At 43.7% G+C, this 19,183-nt stretch carries 13 protein-coding genes; 7 read left to right on the top strand and 6 right to left on the bottom strand.

What is annotated here, in order from left to right:
• Window positions 1–164 precede the first annotated feature (164 nt).
• Entirely contained in the window at window positions 165–5,549 is a 5,385-nt protein-coding gene (locus M9189_RS08315) for a choice-of-anchor Q domain-containing protein (protein ID WP_250722290.1), read from the bottom strand.
• Between the two features lie 227 nt (window positions 5,550–5,776).
• Here M9189_RS08315 and M9189_RS08320 point away from each other — a divergent pair, with 227 nt between their 5' ends.
• Entirely contained in the window at window positions 5,777–7,333 is a 1,557-nt protein-coding gene (locus M9189_RS08320; RefSeq protein WP_250722292.1) for a chorismate-binding protein, read from the top strand.
• 4 nt (window positions 7,334–7,337) lie between these two features.
• Window positions 7,338–8,678, top strand: coding sequence for a tRNA lysidine(34) synthetase TilS (gene tilS, locus M9189_RS08325; protein ID WP_250722294.1), 1,341 nt, complete (start codon window positions 7,338–7,340; stop codon window positions 8,676–8,678).
• Window positions 8,679–8,731: 53 nt separating this feature from the next.
• Here tilS and M9189_RS08330 read toward each other — a convergent pair whose 3' ends face one another.
• The 4 genes from M9189_RS08330 to M9189_RS08345 are packed head-to-tail and all read right to left on the bottom strand — an operon-like array spanning window position 8,732 to window position 12,705.
• A complete protein-coding gene (locus tag M9189_RS08330) occupies window positions 8,732–9,508 on the bottom strand; it encodes a prephenate dehydrogenase (protein ID WP_250722296.1) in 777 nt (258 codons plus the stop codon).
• Complete coding sequence (locus M9189_RS08335) at window positions 9,508–10,611, bottom strand: bifunctional 3-deoxy-7-phosphoheptulonate synthase/chorismate mutase type II (protein WP_250722297.1); 1,104 nt, start codon at window positions 10,609–10,611, stop codon at window positions 9,508–9,510. The genes M9189_RS08330 and M9189_RS08335 overlap by 1 nt, the downstream gene beginning before the upstream one ends.
• Window positions 10,612–10,615: 4 nt before the next feature.
• Window positions 10,616–11,788 (bottom strand): pyridoxal phosphate-dependent aminotransferase, encoded by a 1,173-nt coding sequence (locus M9189_RS08340; RefSeq protein WP_250722299.1) that lies wholly within the window; start codon window positions 11,786–11,788, stop codon window positions 10,616–10,618.
• 5 nt (window positions 11,789–11,793) lie between these two features.
• On the bottom strand, window positions 11,794–12,705 hold the full coding sequence (locus M9189_RS08345) for a prephenate dehydratase (protein ID WP_250722301.1): 912 nt from the start codon (window positions 12,703–12,705) through the stop codon (window positions 11,794–11,796).
• Window positions 12,706–13,090: 385 nt separating this feature from the next.
• Here M9189_RS08345 and M9189_RS08350 point away from each other — a divergent pair, with 385 nt between their 5' ends.
• The 5 genes from M9189_RS08350 (at window position 13,091) to M9189_RS08370 (ending at window position 18,130) form a co-directional block, all read left to right on the top strand.
• Window positions 13,091–13,501, top strand: a complete 411-nt coding sequence (locus M9189_RS08350) for a hypothetical protein (RefSeq protein WP_250722303.1) — start codon at window positions 13,091–13,093, stop codon at window positions 13,499–13,501.
• 175 nt (window positions 13,502–13,676) lie between these two features.
• Window positions 13,677–15,215 carry a sensor histidine kinase gene (locus M9189_RS08355; protein ID WP_250722304.1) on the top strand — a complete coding sequence of 513 codons (1,539 nt, stop codon included), beginning with the start codon at window positions 13,677–13,679 and terminating at the stop codon, window positions 15,213–15,215.
• A gap of 2 nt (window positions 15,216–15,217) precedes the next feature.
• A complete protein-coding gene (locus M9189_RS08360; RefSeq protein WP_250722306.1) occupies window positions 15,218–15,910 on the top strand; it encodes a response regulator transcription factor in 693 nt (230 codons plus the stop codon).
• A gap of 97 nt (window positions 15,911–16,007) precedes the next feature.
• Entirely contained in the window at window positions 16,008–17,084 is a 1,077-nt protein-coding gene (locus M9189_RS08365) for a beta galactosidase jelly roll domain-containing protein (RefSeq protein ID WP_250722308.1), read from the top strand.
• Window positions 17,085–17,113: 29 nt separating this feature from the next.
• Entirely contained in the window at window positions 17,114–18,130 is a 1,017-nt protein-coding gene (locus tag M9189_RS08370) for a glycoside hydrolase (protein ID WP_250722310.1), read from the top strand.
• Between the two features lie 87 nt (window positions 18,131–18,217).
• Here the strand turns inward: M9189_RS08370 and M9189_RS08375 are convergent, their stop codons facing one another.
• Entirely contained in the window at window positions 18,218–19,171 is a 954-nt protein-coding gene (locus M9189_RS08375; protein WP_250722312.1) for a calcium/sodium antiporter, read from the bottom strand.
• Between the last annotated feature and the right edge of the window lie 12 nt (window positions 19,172–19,183).

Here is a 19,183-nt window from a genome sequence, read left to right on the forward strand (position 1 = left end):
ATAAATTATCATCTACACCTTCTCTCAGACTCAAGTTTAATACGAAATTAAAACAAATCACGCAATTTTCAAACAATTCATAAGCTAATTAATGCATAAAAATGAACAATTGCATAAGATGGTTTATAATTTGTAAGCAATTCATGCACAAGCCAGCAAAAATCCTACTTAACAATTAGTTTTTCAGCTCCTACCCCAAGTCCATTTTCCTCTATTACAATCAGATACATGCCCGGCGGTAGGGTAACAATATCAATAGTAAATTTATTCCCGGTCAGACCCCTGTGCTCCTGAAGCATTTGCCCGTTAATAGTGTAAATTCTTAATACTGCATGCTTTAAAGTACCGGGAACTTCAATATTCAGTTCTCCTCCACCTACAGGCATAGGATTGGGCCATATGTTTACATCAAAGGCCTCTGCTCCGGGAAGGAAGATGAAGTTGGACTCTTCAATTGAGAAGTTGAAGTAATAAGACCAGTCCAGAACCTCTGTAGCTTTCCTTGCCCTAACTCTCCACCTCACCTCATCACCGGGTTTTAAGTCAGGTATCACTCTTGACATATCAGTAATATCTGTTATGACCTGGAACTCGTCGTCATTCACCCTGTATTCAACGTCGTATCCAGTGATTCCTGCCGGTTGAGTACTTGCCCACTCCCATTCTACTGTTACACTGGTTGTCTCCTTGTCAAGCACTGTTCCATCAACCGGAGATACAGGACGAGGAGCCTTAAGATCCATATCGATATAGCCTTCAATTGGACCAAGATCCAAACCATTGCCATCTATCCTTGGTCTGCCAAAGTAATCAAAGTCAAGCCAGTCGGGTAGCAACTCAGCGTTTCCATTATCAACGGCAGGGGACTCCTTACGAAGCATAAAATCACCTTCTCCGGGATTATTCAACAATGGATTGGCATCTATATTACCAACTCCGGTATATCCTCCCTGTATCATTGAATAGGTCACTGTACTGCCGTAAATATTTGGATTGTTTGGGGCTATATTACCCTGGAATATCGAGTTGTATACCAGTCCACTGGCAGCAAAGAGAGCTCCTCCGTAATAACCTGCGTGGTTTCCATACCACAGACAGTTATGAAATACAACATTACCTGCTGCCCACACAGCACCTCCGGCAGTTCCACTTGAGTTACCGGAGAATATCACATTAGCAAAAACGACTTCAGATCCGGCATCAATGCTAACAGCTCCACCATTGGTCGCAGCCACATTTTCTAAAAACTTGCTGTTGACTACCTTCAGCGATGCATTCTCAACAAAAAGACCTGCTCCATTTGAAGTTGAATAGCCTAGCTGTATTGTTACTCCATCAATTACTATTCCTTTAAGCGGATTGGCAGGAGTTCCAATAGCACGCAATACATGGTAACTGTTGTCTGCATTAGCTTGAGGACTTCCAATATCTCCAGTGATTATTGTCCGGTTAGTTAACAGGTCGCGCTGCCCGATAGCTGTCTCAGTTCCCGCAAACCCTCCTATTAAGCTTATTCCACTCTTCAGTTCAAATGATACATTCCTGTCGTCATTATCTACCGGATATTTGTTAACCGGCAAGTAGTACCCTGCAGCAAGCCATAGTATATCTGTCTCTGCTGCCATAAACAAGGCCTCATGCAAAGATGCGGCATCATCCCAGGATGTTCCTGCACCATTACCATTAGGTTTAACATAGATAGGGTGTCCCCTGTTTACCTTAAATTCAGATACAGGACCCAAACGCCTGCTTCCGTCATTATGTATGCTTATTACTCTCCAACTCACCTCGTCAAGTGACTGTAAGCCTTCCAGTACATATTCCTCTCCAGCAATATCAGTTACTTCTTCATACTCTCCACCATTGAGAGAGTAGAGCAGTGTGTAATTGCTTACATCTCCGGGCTTGCTATCATACCACTTCCATTTCAGGGTAAGCAGTCCATCTTCAGGTGCTGCAGCTTCTCCATCAGCCGGAGACTCAGGTACTACCGTATTCAGATAACCTTCATAGATTCCAATATCAGTCTTTCCGTTCAGGATTCTTGGCTGTCCTGCAAAGTCAGTTTCCAGCCATTCGGGAACCTCTACTCCCATATCAAGTACCGGAGCATAAGGTCCGACCCTGAAGTCACCTCCCTCAGCATCTACAAAACCGGGATCTATATCGAAGTTACCGGTTCCTGCAGCATTCAGATATATAGATGCAGTCACGGATGCGTTACGGATATCATCACCAGAAAGCTGAGAAGCGCTATTGCGTGATATAGAATTAACAACCTTAATTCTATTGGCTGTTTGTCCATAAACAGCACCACCCCATCTACCGGCAGTATTACCATACCAGAGGCTGTTATAAAACTCCGGATAAGCATTTGAATACACAGCTCCACCGTCATCCCGCGATTCATTTGCCAGGAATACTACGTTTCCAAATCCAGGAGCCGAACTATTACCAAGCACGGCAACAGCTCCTCCGCTGAATGCATAGTTTTCGCGGAAGACAGTATTAATAATCAGAGGGGATCCGTTATTAATTATCAATGCTCCTCCCTTATCATTATCACTGAAAGCAAATGAGGCACGCCCCTTTTCAATAATAAATCCGTCAATTACGGTTGCCGAACTAACAGGTACACTTACCTCACCCTTAATAATTACTACATGGTATGAGTTATCGTTATTGGAATCCGGATCACCAATATTACCGCTGAGTACACTCTGGTTAGCCAGATGGTTCCTTTGCTCACGGCTTGTCTCTGTTCCACTGAATCCACCATATAGCTTAAGCCCTTCTTTAATTTCAAAGGCTATACCACGGTCGATTCCGGATGTTGGCTTATATACTCCGGCAGCAACCCATAGTTCATCACCAAAGACCGCTAACTGAAGGGCAGTTTGCAAATCTGTAGCATCACTCCATGAATTTCCTGTTCCCGTTGCACCTGGTTTTACATAGATAGGATGCCCTCTTTCGATATAAAACTCAGACCATGGAGAATAATACAAGTCATTATCAGTAGTTCTAACTGCCACTCTCCACCTGACCCCATCAGATGCGTAAAGTCCTGATACTTCATATGAAAGGTTGATCTTGTTAATACTGTCAACTAAATTTGTAGCACCTCCGTTTACCACATATTCAATCCGGTAGGATTGAATATCGGATGGAACTGTTGACTGCCATTCCCAAACAAGGGTTACCTTTCCGTTATCAAGTCCTACAACTTCACGATCAGCAGGTGAAACCTGAAGTGGGGTTGCTATACCTCCTTCAAAAGGACCAAGGTCAATCAATGCATTTACTACACGGGCATTACCCTTGTAATCCTTTGTAATTCCCGAAGGAAGAAGCGCGATATTACCCTGGTCTACTGCAGGTGATTTCAGGTTAACCCTGAAATCGTTGGCACTTGCATTCAGGAATAATGGATCGGATGACAGAATTGAGATTCCTGCATAGCCACCCTCGACTATACAGTTCTTTGCATAAACGGCATAGAAGTTTGGATTGGCGGAACCGGCCGAGTTGTTCCATGCTATTGAATTGTTTACAGCCACAAAAGTTGACGAAGATGCATTATCCACAGCACCTCCCCTGTCGCCTGTATTGTTACCGTAAAACAGACAGTTAGCAAACTCCATCCGGGCATTTGCCCTAACAGCACCGCCATATCTTGTTGATGAATTATTGGTAAACAGAGAGTTAATAAAGACTGCTTGAGAATTTGAGTCTCCGTAAACAGCACCTCCCTGATAGGCGTAGTTGTTTCTGAACCACACATTTACAAAGGTCGGTGATGCCCAGTTGAGCAGTATTCCGGCACCGGAGCTGTTATTATCGGAGTTGTAACCACCTTCAATAACAACACCGTCAATTATTGTAGCGCCGGTAATCGGAGCCATTGCAGTTCCATTGGCTATGAGTACGTTTCTTGAGTTATCATTTGTATTGCCGGGTACACCAATGTCACCACTTAAGATGGTTCTGTTCTTGTACCAGTCTCTGGCATCCCGCACACTTTCATTACCTATAAAACCACCATAAATCTTAATACCTTCCCTGATTTCGAAGGCAAGGTTTCGGTTGCTTGTGGTAGTAGGACGATAAGTACCAGCTGCAAGCCAAAGTTCATCACCAAGTATATAATCTGCCAAAGCAGCCTGCAGGTTTGTAGCATCATTCCAGGCCTTTCCTGTACCCATTCCGTTAGGTTTAACATATACAGGATGGCCACGTTTCTTGAAAAATTGAGCCCAGGCAGACCATGTGTAGTTACCATTTTCATCCACGGCAGCGACCCTCCAGCTTATCTTTCCAGATTCGGTTACACCGCTGAGCTGATAAGAAGTTGCCATTGCAGTGTTGGCTGAAACTACAGAACCCCCGTTTATCTTATACTCTAACTCATAACTTACAATGTTGGCCGGAGCAGCAGCAGTCCAACCCCACTCAAGTGTAAAAGCAGTCTCTGAAGCATCAAAGACCGCACCTTCAGCTGGGTTGGTGGTAACAGGCACCCTAACGGCTCCCTCGTAGGGACCCATATCGGCAGTGCCCTGAATACGTGCATTGCCTTCAATATCTTTGGTTAACCATAAAGGTATAAGTGCATTATTGGCAGCCTCAAGGGCAGGAGATCCGCTATTAAGACGGAAGTCCTCATTTTCGGCAACATGAAACAAGGGATCCGTATCCAGGTTGCCTGGTCCGGCATCCTCTCCCTGCACTATTGAATAAGCAACATTGGCAGCAGTAACAACAGGAGTACCTGATTGCGAAGTATTGCCCCATATTATTGAGTTGTAGATGGAAGCATCCTCAGCTAATGAAGCAGCCGAATAAGCAACTGCATTATGGTTGCCATACCACAGACAGTGGTAGAAAGTCATTGCTCCCTCGGCATATACTGCTCCACCTGCAGAAGAGGATGAGTTGGATGAAAAGATTACATTTGCAAAAACCGCTGCCGAAGTCGCATCACCATAAACTGCACCACCCATTATGGCGTGGTTGTTGCGAAACCATACATTAACTACCCTTGGAGAAGCATTCTCAAGGTAAAGTCCACCACCATACCAAGTATTTGGAGCGTATCCGTCTTCAATTATAAAACCATCAATTATAGTTGCTTCAGTAATCACCACTGAGGAACCATCAGCATATACAACTGATTTGGAGTTATCTGTATGAACAGACTGGTCACCAATATTTCCACTAAGTATTGTCTTATTCCTGTATGAGTCACGCTGATCACGGTTTGTTTCTGTTCCCACGAAGCCTCCATAGAGCTTTACGCCTTCCTTTAGTTCGAAGGATATACTGCGGTCATTACCTGTTGTAGGTTTATATATACCTGCAGCCACCCAAATTTCATCACCTGCCTGCGCATCCAAAAGTGCCTGCCTAAGATCTGAATAGACCGGAGACCTGCCATTCCATAAACTACCTGATTCACCCGGTCTCACGTAAATAACTTCTGCAACTGCAGATGAAAGAAAAAACGAACCGAAAAGAAAAATAATAAGCGATCGGTATAGATTTCTCATAATCAAATCATATTATTAAGAGCTGCGCCTTCCCCCCTATCCCACAACCAGCCTGATATAGACAAACTTAATATAAAGCGATAATAAAATTCATTGTTTTTACGGATATTTATCACAACTGTTTCATATTTCGTCAATTAATAAGGGTCATCTACATAAAAACTGCCTTTTGACATCTTTTGTCACCATCATCCTTAAATTTGCAAACTTACAACAGAACAGATAAGATGCGGAAGTGGATTGAATCGAAGAGCTGCAAATCTGACCTTATTGCAAGGATGACAAGGGCTGCAATGGCCTTTGAGAATGCTGTGCTATTGTGTGACGGACTGAGAAGCAGTGAGTCGTACTACGGTAAACTGTCCCGCTACGAGGCCATTGCTGCTTTTGACAATCTTGAAGCTATTCAAGGGCCATTGTCAGGGCTCGATAGAGACCTGACGGATGACTGGTATCTGGGATGGTTGTGTTATGAATTAAAAGATGAGATCTTTGGGATAGGTGAAAAATTGCCTGATTCGCTTGTTGGTTTTCCGACGCTACATTTCTTTCGACCTCGCTGGATTCTGATACTAGATGGAGAGAGGATCCGACTTGGATATGATCCAAGGTACAACAGCGAGGATGAAGCGCGATCCTTTTTGACATCAGTGACTGAATGGCAACAAAGGGGAACAGAGGCCCATAAAACAGAGGCTCTGCAAGCTACATCAGGCAATATTCGTGAGGATTCGTTCAGACCCAGTCACCCGTATTCTGCGGAGCAGTCAGATGTAAACAGAGAACAGATAAAGACCGATATATCCGGCAGGCAGACTATTTGCGGAGATTATTCTGAAGCAGATAAGGCTTCTGAGGTTGTCAGGTTGAAAGGTGGACCGAAATACAAGGAGTGCGAGTCGAGTTACATAGGATATCAGGAAGTATCCCAAGATGCCCCCTTGAAAGGCATAGCACTTGAACCGGCTATTTCACGTGAGGATTATATAGAGGATGTCAAAGGCCTGCAGGAACATATTCACAGGGGGGATATTTACGAAGTAAACTACTGCATGGAGTTTAACGCCCGCGGCCATATAGCAGACCCGGCAGCACTTTTTGTCCGACTTGTGGAAAGGTCTCATATGCCCTTTGCTGCTTTTATTAAGTTTGGACGGAAGTATGCCTTGTCAGCATCACCCGAACGTTTTATCACAAAGAGGGGCAATAAGCTGTACTCCATGCCGATGAAGGGAACAGCACCCAAAGGTTCCACACCGGCAGAGACAGAAGCAAACCGCAGACAACTGCAGGAATCAGAGAAGGAAAGGGCTGAAAATATTATGATAACAGATCTTGTGAGAAACGATCTCTCAGTTGTTGCTACCAAGGGATCAGTAATGGTCGAGGAACTATGCGGCATCTATTCCTTCCCTTCAATACTGCAGTCAGTAAGCACTATCTCGGCAGAAATTTCCGGGAATACTACACTAGAGGCTATACTGAGAGCCACCTTCCCTATGGGATCTATGACAGGTGCACCCAAGATAAGTGCAATGCAACTGATCTCAGAATTTGAAAAGCGCAAAAGGGGCCTATTCTCCGGCTCCATAGGCTATATCTCGCCAGATGGGGATTTTGATTTAAATGTAGTAATCCGTACTTTGCTATACGATGAAGATAGTGCTTTCCTCTCTTACACAGCGGGCAGTGCCATAACAGCACTGTCGGATGCAGAACAGGAATATGAGGAATGCCTGCTTAAAGCAAAACTGATGCGAAGCCTATTGGCTGAAACCAGATAATAAAATGAATACCATAGCATTCAGACGTAAGTTTAGCGATATTTTGATTGACAAGTGCAGAGTCGCTAATAATGACATAATACTTGTGGCCTTTAGTGGAGGGGCTGACTCAATGGCCCTCCTCCACCTACTTAAAAATGAAGGCTGCAAGTGTATTGCTGCTCATTGTAATTTCCATCTGAGAGCAGATGAATCTGATGCCGATGCACTCTTTGCCGAGGAGGTTTGCAACAGACTAAAAGTTAGGTTTCATAAAACAGACTTTGACACCAGAACTTTCGCAGAGGAGCGTGGTCTGTCAATCGAGATGGCGGCAAGGCAACTGCGCTATGACTGGTTTGAAAAGCTTATGAAGGAAACCGGAGCCACTCTGTTGGCCACAGGCCACCATGGTAATGATAATATTGAGACTTTCTTCCTTAACCTGTCCAGGGGAACTGGGCTTAAGGGTTTGACCGGGATGTCATTCAGATCTGGCAGCATTATACGTCCCTTGCTCTTTGCCTCAGCGGACGAGATAAGAGACTACTGCAAAGTTGAGGGTTTTGACTACCGTATTGACTCGACAAACATTGAGAGCGACTATCAGCGCAACAAGATCCGCAACCTGATAGTTCCCCTCTTCGAGGAACTCAATCCCTCCTTCTTTGCAACAATGCAAAACAACCTAAGCTATCTCTCCGACACCTACGGCATTTTCAAGGCCGAGGCCGACAGCTTCAGGGAACGCATTGTCGCCCAGAGTGGTGACTCCATCCTTATCCCAATTGAAAATATTAAGGAACATCCATACAGAGGAGCCCTACTGTTTGAGATCCTACAGCCATACGGCTTCCAGGGCCAAATGATTAGTGCCGTAATTAAAAGCCTTGACGGCATTCCAGGCAGGCAGTTTTTCTCCCACAGCCATCGACTGGTAGTGGATCGTTTCAACCTGCTTGTTGTGCCGATTACCGAACTTGACAAATCCTCCCATGCAATAGAAGGCGGAGTTAGCGAAATAAGTGTACCCATTAAAATGTCTATAAGCATCTTTGACAAGCCAGATAACTACAAGGTATCACGGGATCCAAATACAGCTCATTTTGATGCCGGACTTGTAGAATTCCCCTTATTCCTGAGAAAGTCTCAGCAGGGAGATCGCTTCATGCCTCTGGGCATGAAGCAGTTTAAAAAAATAAGCGACCTTTTCATTGATCTGAAAATGTCGCTTATTGATAAGGAAAACTCCTGGCTACTTTGTAATGGCGATGATATAATGTGGGTCGTTGGCGTCCGCATTGACGACCGTTACAAGATCAGAGCCAATACCAGGAAGATCCTTGAGATAAAGGTCAATCCATAATTAAGCCTTTTACTCACAGCATATCCATTCCCAACGCTAGAGTTAAACCCGTATCAGCCCTCAACATTTTTCCTTACCCTGTTGATAAAGGTAAGTAGTCCGTCTGTATCTCTGGCATTGATAAGTTCCAGCAGATCTTTGAGTTCCTTTCTGATCATCTCAACCTGTCCGACGGTATAGGGGTTGAACAGTATTTCGGTGAGCAGATAGTCGTCTTCTGACAACAGTCCCTTTGCAATATCCATATGCTTCCGGAAGGTAGTTCCCGGTGCATCCTGCTTCTTCATACAGGCCGCAAACACAAGAGTTGACGAGAAGGGAATTGACAGTGAGTAGGCTATTGTTTCGTCGTGCTCATCAAAGGAATACTGATGTATATTTAGCTTCAGAGATCCGAAGAAATCCTTGAAAAAGGCCTTGCCGAGATGGTCAGACTCGGTAATGATAATTGCATGGTGCTCGCTCAGATCCTTCAGGTTGGCAAAGGTCGGACCAAACATCGGGTGGGTTGAAACGAAGCGGCGGCCTGTGCTTTTGTAAAACTCATGGAATCCTGTCTTAACAGAGGCTATATCGCTTAGGATACAGCTTTCAGGCAGATAGGGCAGCACCTCCTTAAAAGTTTGTATAGTATATTTCAGCGTTACACAATTGATAAGGAGCTCTGGGGCAAACTCCCTGATCTCCTCAAATGTTGTAAGCCTTTGGGTGTTGAAAACATACCTCAGACGTTCCTTGTTGGAATCGTAAACCGCAACTTCATGTTGCAGACAAAGGGCATCAGTTAGCCATGTACCCATCTTGCCTGCCCCGAGCACGCAAATTTTCATCAGTTATCCTCCTTCTTCTTAAGTTCTTTGTTCATTACAGCACTCTGACATCTGATTGACTCTTCGTGAATTGATTCGAAAATCTCAGTAACGAAGTCCGCATTCAGGCTACGGCTCTCGGCCTTGGCCTTACGGTCGTTCATAATCTCGTCATACCTGCGTGCCTGAAGTATTGTGATATTGTTTTCATACTTATATCTACCTATGGCTTCAGAGATTTTCATTCTCTCCTTGAGTATGTCTAGCAACTGGTTGTCAAGTTTGTCAATCTGTTTTCTCAGTTCATCGAGAGTGTTACGGGGAGTATCACCAATCTTCGGGCGTCTCAGTACCAGATTGTCGAGAATACCCTTTAGAGTTTCAGGTGTAATCTGTTGCGATGCATCACTCCACGCTTTATCAGGATTGCAGTGAGTTTCGATGATCAGACCATCAAAACTAAGGTCCATTGCTTCCTGGCAGATCTCAGCAATCAAAGAGCGCTTACCACCTATATGGCTTGGGTCTGTTATGATAGGGATTTCGGGAAAACGCCTGCGCAACTCGATAGGTATCTGCCATTGCGGATGGTTGCGGAATTCCGACTTATCGTAGGTACTAAAGCCACGGTGAATTGCAGCCAGCTGGGTAATGCCGGCATTATTGAGACGTTCGAAAGCCCCAATCCAGAGTTCAAGGTCAGGATTTACAGGGTTCTTGACAAGCACCGGAATATCAATGCCCTTGAGGGCATCTGCAACCTCCTGCACTGCAAAAGGGTTGGCTGATGTTCTTGCTCCTATCCACATAATATCAACACCATATTTAATGGCTTCATATACATGGTGAGCATTGGCAACCTCAACACCGATAAACATACCTGTTTCTTCCTTTACCCTCTTTAGCCATGGGAGACCGATGGAACCCACACCTTCGAAGGCTCCCGGACGGGTACGTGGTTTCCATATACCGGCTCTGAATATCTTCACTCCCATATCTGATAGTTGCTGCGCAGTGTTGAGGGTCTGTTCCTCAGTCTCGGCACTGCAGGGGCCTGATATAATGATGGGCCGTTTGAGCTCAAGGCCCGGCAATCTGATCGGTTCAATCTTCAACTGTGACATCTTTTCAGTTTTTTACGATTAGGTTAATTCTTCTTATAGCTTCTTTCAAAACTTCTACTGTGCAACACAGAGATATCCTTATATAACGACTTCCGTTGGTGCCGAATATAAAACCGGGGGTCAGAAACACATTAGCCTTATCCAGTATCAGGTCACTTAGTTCCCCGGCATCAGTATAGGATGCAGGAATACGTCCCCAGACAAAGAGTCCCACCTGCCCGGGATCATACTCACATTTTAGCAGGTCCATAATCTCAAACACCAGTTTGCGGCGTTCGGCATAAATCTCATTCAGCTGTCTGTACCAGTCATCGTCACATTCAAGCGCCTTGACTGCAGCGTCCTGTAAGCCTCTGAACATACCCGAGTCCATATTGCTCTTGACACGCAGTATGTAGTCGATAAATTCCTTGTTGGATGCCACCATTCCGATACGCCAGCCCGCCATATTGTGCGATTTGCTCAGCGAATTGAGTTCGATGGCTATGTCCTTAGCACCTTCAACAGCCAAAAGGCTGCTTGGTTTAGGATTCAGCACAAAACTGTAGGGATTATCATTACAAATAATAATGCTATGCTTCTTACCAAAGGCGATAATCTTCTTCATCACCTCAGGATCGGCCTGGGCTCCTGTAGGCATATTGGGATAGTTGAGCCACATCAGCTTTACCCTGGAAAGGTCATTATCCCTTTCGATGGCAGCCAGGTCGGGCTGCCAACTGTTTTCCTCGCGCAGGTCGTAAAATCTTACCTCGGCACCAACGAGACGGGCAACAGCCTGATATGTTGGGTAACCGGGATCAGGAATCAGCACCTCATCACCTGGATTCAAAAAGGCCATTGATATATGCATGATACCTTCCTTTGATCCCATAAGAGGCAGGATCTCGGAGGCAGGATCCAGTTCCACTCCATAGTTTTTGCCGTACCAGTTGGCAAACGCCTTGCGGAGAGCCGGAATACCTATATAGCTTTGATATCCGTGTACATTATCCAGTTGTGCAGTCTGGGTCAGGGCTTCAATAACATCCGGAGCAGGCTTCCTGTCCGGACTTCCTATACCCAGGTTAATTACATCCTTTCCTTCGGAGCGCATCTTGTCAATCTGTTTCAGCTTGACTGAGAAGTAGTACTCCTGAACATTGTTGACTCTGTCAGCAGGTCTAATCATTTTCATGGGTTTTATTTCTTATTGCTTGTCTGTGCTTTGGCTACGGGAGCTCCGCCATTTGTAACATACAGTGTGTCGGCGGCTTCATATTCTCCCAGTTCGGTAAGATTGCGCGTCAAAGGACGGATTGCATCAAGAGACTGATGATATCGCTGATAGTCGTTGTATATAACATCAATGTAAAACAGGTACTCCCACTCCATCCCTATTACCGGCAGAGATTGTATCTTGGTAAGGTTGATGCTGTAAAAGGCAAGTATTGTGAGAACTTTGGAAAGACTACCCTCTTCGTGTGGCAGTGAGAAAACAAGAGAGGCCTTATTGAGGCGCCCCATTGACAGTAACCTTGCTCCCTCCTCTTCGTCTCTTGGTCCTACTATCAAAAACCTTGTGTAGTTGTGCTTATTGGTTTCAATATCCTTGGCAAGTATCTCCAGATTATACATTTTGGCTGCAAGTGAAGAGGCTATTGCAGCTATGCCCTTTAGATTACCTTCACTAATCTTCTTGGCACTAAGAGCGGTATCTTCCGACTCTATCAACCTAATATGGGGATAGCGCATCAAGAAATCCTCGCACTGAGCCAAAGCCATTGGGTGGGAATGCACCTCCCTTATATCTTCAATCCTCTGACCAGGCAAAGCCATCAGCTGGTGCTTGATCCTAAGTCTTTGTTCCCCTCGCACCCTCAATCCAGAATCCTTAAGTAAAGTGTAGTTGGCCAGAATGCTTCCCACAAGGGTATTCTCTATTGCAACAATCCCAAACATAGAGGGGTCTTCCTTTACCTTACTGAAAAGCTCATGAAAGGTCATACAAGGTTCAAGAGTTACCTCCTTGTCGCGAAAGTATGTGCGTGCTGCAATATCATGGTTAGCCCCGGGCCATCCCTGTATTGCTACTTTTACTGTCTCATGACTCATTTGATGCTATTTTATCTATAGGTTGAGAAAACAAAAAATCCCGCCCCTTTAACAGGGGCGGGATTCATCATATCTGTGCTTCCTTTTATTGCTTCACTTAGGCATAACAATAACCCACCCCTTTTTGGCTGTAAAACCAAAAAAAGAAATAAAAGAAGTAATAAAAGAAAGAGTAGCTTCTCATCACAATTGTTATTTACACACTACAAAATTATAGATAATTATTACACATGCAAGCCCTCCCTGCAAAAAATGAAAATAAAATTTACAAGTCCGTGACAATTTGTGACAGCCTGTGGAAAAGCAGTGACACCCCTACATAATTGGCACCATACCTTTGTCATATCGAAATAAAACAAATGTGTCACTCAAAAACTATATAACAATGAAAACTCTGATGATTACTCTGGCTATGTTCTTCTTCATGAATGTTGTAAAAGGACAAGGTTTCACAACCGACTTCGCTGTAACAGATAACGACACTATCTTCTGTAAGACTCTCACAGTAGGACATAAATATGTTACCTGCAAGAAAGACGATGGCGCAAAGATCAAGATCAAAAAAGTTGATCTTCTCAAGTATGCATGCGACGGACGCTTGTGGGAGAAGATGCCTGTTATAGACGAAACCACTGGAAAGGTACAATATGCAATGCTTGAAATGATAGCATATAAGAATGGTACAGCTATCTACAAGGAAAACAGATATAGTCTAAAGGAAGACAACTACCAGGCCTGGTACCACCATAATAATGTCAATGATAATATGATCAGTCAGAAGCTTACACAACGATAAACCATTGTCCCACTATCGAAAACTGAGTATTGTTGCAAATAACGTTTCATAGATTTGATTGAGTAGTGTTAGTTATTGACTGATCCAAAGGAAGAGAATCTTCAGTGATTCTCTTCCTTTTATGTTCTGATAAGGCAATATTGGTTAATTTTAAGGTCAGAATGACATGAAGCAGATGAAGAAATCTCTTAACAAAATACTGGCAGGGCTTACCTTACTTATTTTGCTCCCGCTTGCTGTTGCCATCCTGTATGAGTACACCAGGATTAACGAAAACGAGGAGCTCATTACCAGCGTATACAAGGAACAGCTTGAAACAATTATCTCGTCAGTCAATTACTACTCTGAGGATATAATGTCCAACTGGGCTGGCCGTATTGATGTTTGGATGATGCACCCTTCTGACAGTACTGTATTAAAACTGCTTACAAGTGAAAACAGTTCTATCTTAGCTATATATGCAGCTCAGCGCTCTACCGATTTGAATACTATCTATAGTAGCGGTAATGAAGGCAACAGCACCTTTGTCAGCCAACTGCTTAAGAAGGAGCGTCAGACTATTGGTAAACTAATCAGCTATCATAAAAGTAACTATAGGAAGTTTCACTCCTTCGAGACTCCAGATGGTGTCTTAATGACCTTTATTACTGTAGACAAGAACTTGGAATATGTACCGATACTCATCGAACTGGACCTTCGTCAGTTTATACACCAGCATATCAGTTCCCGCATCCAGGATATAGCAAAGGATAAGTTTCTTATTAGGATATTCCACGAAGCATCCGGTGCTACTGTTTATACAAGTGATAAGGAAATGCCGAGCCACATGACCTTTGACAAGGAAGGTGGAATGTGGCTCTTCCCCGGTCTTAGCATAGGCATCACGTTAAGGAATGAAAGCATAGCAGACCTTGCATCCAGACGCGTCAAGGAAGGGCTTATACTGGCAGCCCTTGTAATGGCTGTTCTGGTTGTTGGGATTTGGTTTATCTACTCCAGTGTCAAAAAGGAAGTCAACCTTGCTCAGATAAAGTCCGAGTTTATTTCAAATGTATCTCACGAGATCCGCACCCCGCTTGCTCTGATAAGCATGTATGCCGAGACTCTGGAGATGGGAAGGGTCAACTCACCTGAAAAGGCCAGGGAGTATTACCAAACCATAAACAGTGAGAGCCAGAGACTTAATGCTATGGTTGACAAGATTCTCAACTTCTCCCGCATGGAGAAAGGTCGGTATAAGTTTAAAACCGAGGTGTGCAACTTATATAATATCTGTGCTGAAGTACTAGGTAATTATCAGGAACATTATAACGGGGCTGATATTAGTTTTAATGCTGACAGCCTACTTCCTGAAATCCTTGCCGACAAGGTCTCAGTCAGCGAAGCCTTGCTCAACCTCATCGACAATGCTGTGAAATACAGCAGGGATAACAAGAAGATTGAGATTACAACAGGTCATGAAGACAGGATGTGCTTCGTAGAGGTGAAGGACAACGGAATAGGTATTTCAAAGAAGGATCAAAAACATATATTCGACAGGTTTTACCGCGTTACGCGGCAAAACCTTGCTAATGAGGTAAAAGGTACCGGACTGGGTCTCTCAATAGTATGTGAGACTATGAAGGCTCACAAGGGTCGTGTCACAGTACAGAGCAAGCCCGGTGCAGGTTCAAGTTTTAGATTATATTTCCCAGTAATTCGCAAATCCAATTGATCATGGCAAATATACTTGTCGTAGAGGATGAAGTCCTCATGCTTCAGGGACTTAAAGACAACCTCGAATTTGAAGGTTACAATGTTGATACTGCATCAAATGGTGCTGATGGTCTCAAAAAACTGCTTGACAAGCACTACGATCTGGCCATCCTGGATGTTATGATGCCAGAAATGTCGGGTTTTGATGTGTGCCGCACTGCCCGCTCGCGAGGCATTAAGACCGCTATAATTCTGCTGACAGCCAAGGCAGAAGAGATTGACAAGGTGCTGGGTTTGGAACTGGGGGCTGATGATTATATAACAAAACCATTCAGTATCAGAGAACTGCTGGCAAGGGTAAGAGCTATATTGCGCAGGGCAGGTGTAAGCGACAGCAACGAAAAACACACCATCAGGCAGATTGGTAAACTTAGTGTAAACTTTGCAGGCTATACTGCTACTACCAATGGCAAGGATGTGAAGATGTCACACAAAGAGTTTGAAATCCTCCACTACCTATATAATCACAAGAACGAAACCGTCGATCGTGACAAGCTTCTGGACTCAGTCTGGGGAGATGATTACCAACCTACCTCTCGTACTATTGACAATTTCATTGTAAGGCTGAGACAGAAGATCGAAGAAGACCCCAACGATCCAAGGACAATCCTCACTGTTCATGGTATAGGTTACAAACTTATCGAACACCTGTGACAATTTGTGACAACTGAGCACAATATTCTAACATGTTTTAGTGTCGGCTGTAGTAGTTTTGAATCAGGAAAATAAGAAACCTGCAAACATTAAAAATATGAACAGAATATTTCTACTAACAGCGGTATTGATCCTCCTACTGAATGGAGGATGCAGAATCCACATGTACAACAGTACGGAAAGGTATAATCTTGAACCAATAGTCACCCTCGAGGGTGACTGGAAGTTTAACATTGGAGATGATCCGACCTGGGCATCCAAATCCTATGATGACAGTACCTGGGATTATATTACTGTTCCGGGCAACTGGCAGGATCAGGGCTATCATCAATATTTAGGCTATGCCTGGTATCGTACCAAAGTCTTTATTCCAAGGATTGATGAAAGTGACAATATCTATCTGTATATTGATGCTATTGATGATGTAAGCGAAGTATACATAAATGGGATACTGATTGGACAAACAGGAAACTTCCCTCCAAACTACAAGACTGCATATAATATTCCGGTTTTTTATTCCATCCCACAATCCCTTATTAACTATGATGGAGAGAATACATTGGCAATAAGGGTGTATAATGATCAGATGGATGGTGGAATTGTTTCAGGTCCAGTTATTATCGGGTATTTTGAAGATGATATGCTACTGGATCAGAACCTGGCTGGGAAGTGGCTGTTCAAGCCAGGATTCAACCGTAAGTACACAGACACAGACTACGATGCAAGCAGCTGGAACTCGCTGTTTGTTCCGGGACCATGGGACAACCAGGGTTACCTCACATTTGACGGGGTTGCTACATATCGCACTAAATTCACACTGGCCAATGGTCTAGAAGATGAAGAACTATACCTGATTTTGGGAATTATTGATGACAAGGACAAGGTTTACCTTAACGGAAAGTTGATTGCTAAAACTGAAGATATGTATGGCACCGAACTTGCAAGCAATGGTATGGGTGAATGGCAGGTTCGCAGGGCATACAAGATACCAGCTAAGAATCTAAACTATAGTGGCAGCAACACTCTTGTAGTTGTAGTTAACGATGATCAACAGATTGGTGGAATAGTAACAGGACCAATTGGTATCATGACTAAAAGCAACTATGATGAATATGTAAGTCGGTACAAGGTGAAGAAAGTATCAATCTTCCAAATACTTGAAGAGGAGTGGTAGAACCGGGATCATACTAAAGAAAGAATGCCATGAAAAAGATAATACTCATAGCACTGATACTAGTGACTGGAACTGTCATGTACGGTGGTGATCAATATGTAAGAATCCTGGATCTAAGGGATTACTGGAAGTTTATGATAGGTGATGATATGAGATGGGCTGATCCCAACTATAATGATGCCGCATGGGAAGATATCAGAGTACCTTCCAAATGGGAAAACCAGGGCTTCCACGGTTATGACGGATACGCATGGTACCGCAAGGGTATAATAATCAACCGTAGTTTTGCCAATGAATACCTCACCTTATTTCTGGGATACATAGATGATGTTGACGAAGTGTACTTCAACGGAGTTAGAATAGGCCGTAAAGGTAATTTTCCTCCAAACTTCTCAACTGCATACTCATCTGAGCGTAGGTATAATATACCTGCCCACCTTGTAAGGTTTGACAAGCCAAATGTAATAGCTGTCAGAGTCTACGACAGCATGATGGATGGCGGAATTACAAGTGGCAATGTAGGCCTCTATCTGCGTCAGAGGGACTTCGCACCCGACATAGACCTTGAAGGTGAATGGAAGTTCAGGGTAGGCGACCGTCCCGAATGGAGTGATGCAGGCCTTGACGACAGCGACTGGGGCACTATCCCTGTACCCAGTTTCTGGGAAGACTACCTAAGCGGAGATTACAACGGCTATGCCTGGTACAGACGATCCTTCACAGTACCGCAGGCTCCGGCAGGTCAACGCTATGTACTGTCTCTTGGTAAAATTGACGATATAGATGAAGTATATATCAACGGTAAACTGGTTGCCAGTACTGGTAAGATGCGTGCAAATCCAAGGTATAACGAACTTCAAAACAGTTACAACAAGGAGAGGTATTACTACCTTAACGAGGGTGATATAATCCCAGGCAAGGTAAATGTAATAGCAGTAAGGGTCTATGATGCAGGTGGTGAAGGAGGTATTTACTCCGGAACTATAGGACTGTTTAAACTCCAAACCTTTGTATCCTACTGGAGAAAGCGTTCTCAGGGAAGGTAATACGAGACTGAAAAAAAATAGCATAAATAAAAAGAGGTTGTCCGTGACATTGGACAACCTCTTTGTTTTATACAAAGGTTCATTGTCTTAGTTTCTATTAGCTATAAAAACAATGTAAGCAACATAAACTACCAGCAGTACTGCGGCCTGCCAACGATCCAGCTGATGTTTTTTACCAACAAACATTGCAAGCATAATAAACAAAGTACCAGCAATCAGAATTATTATATCGGTATTGAAAGCAGGATTGTAATTGATTGGTGTCACGGTTGCGCTAATACCAAGAATCAGGAAGACATTGAAAATATTTGAACCCACAACATTTCCGATTGCGATATCCATGCTCTTCTTGCGTGCTGCAACAATGGAAGTCACGAGTTCAGGAAGTGAAGTACCTGTAGCAACTATAGTCAAACCTATCAACTTCTGACTGATATTAAAATACTCAGCTATCGACACAGCTGAGTTAACAACAAACCTGCCACCCAAAACCAGACCGGCAAGACCAAGAATAATAAACAATACAGCCTTGCCATTGCTCATTATACCATCGGTAACCTTCTCGTTTTCTCCGCTTTGAATACTCCTCCATATATGATACATGAAACCGCTGAAAAACACAAGCAATATCACACCATCAATACGGCTAAGCATAAATCTTGAGTCTGACAGGAAAATGTCATTACCCAGTATCATCAACACCAGTACTGCAATGATGGAAAATGGTATCTCAAGTTTTACTGTACTTTTGCTAACAGCAAGGGGAATTATCAAACCGCAGATCCCCAATATAAACATTAGGTTGAATAAATTGCTGCCCACCACATTGCTGACTGATATATCAGCGTTCCCACCTAATGCAGCAAATAAGCTTACAACCAGCTCCGGTGCCGAAGTTCCAAAGGCTACAATAGTAAGCCCAATTATCAGTTCGGAGACCCCATTACGTCTTGCCACTGCAGCAGCCCCGTCAACAAGCCAGTCTCCTCCCTTTATCAGAAGGTAGAAACCAGCAAGCAAAAGAATTACGGTAAGTATCATAATAAATTGATA

The sequence above is a fragment of the Xiashengella succiniciproducens genome, assembly GCF_023674465.1.
GTDB lineage: Bacteria > Bacteroidota > Bacteroidia > Bacteroidales > Marinilabiliaceae > Geofilum > Geofilum succiniciproducens.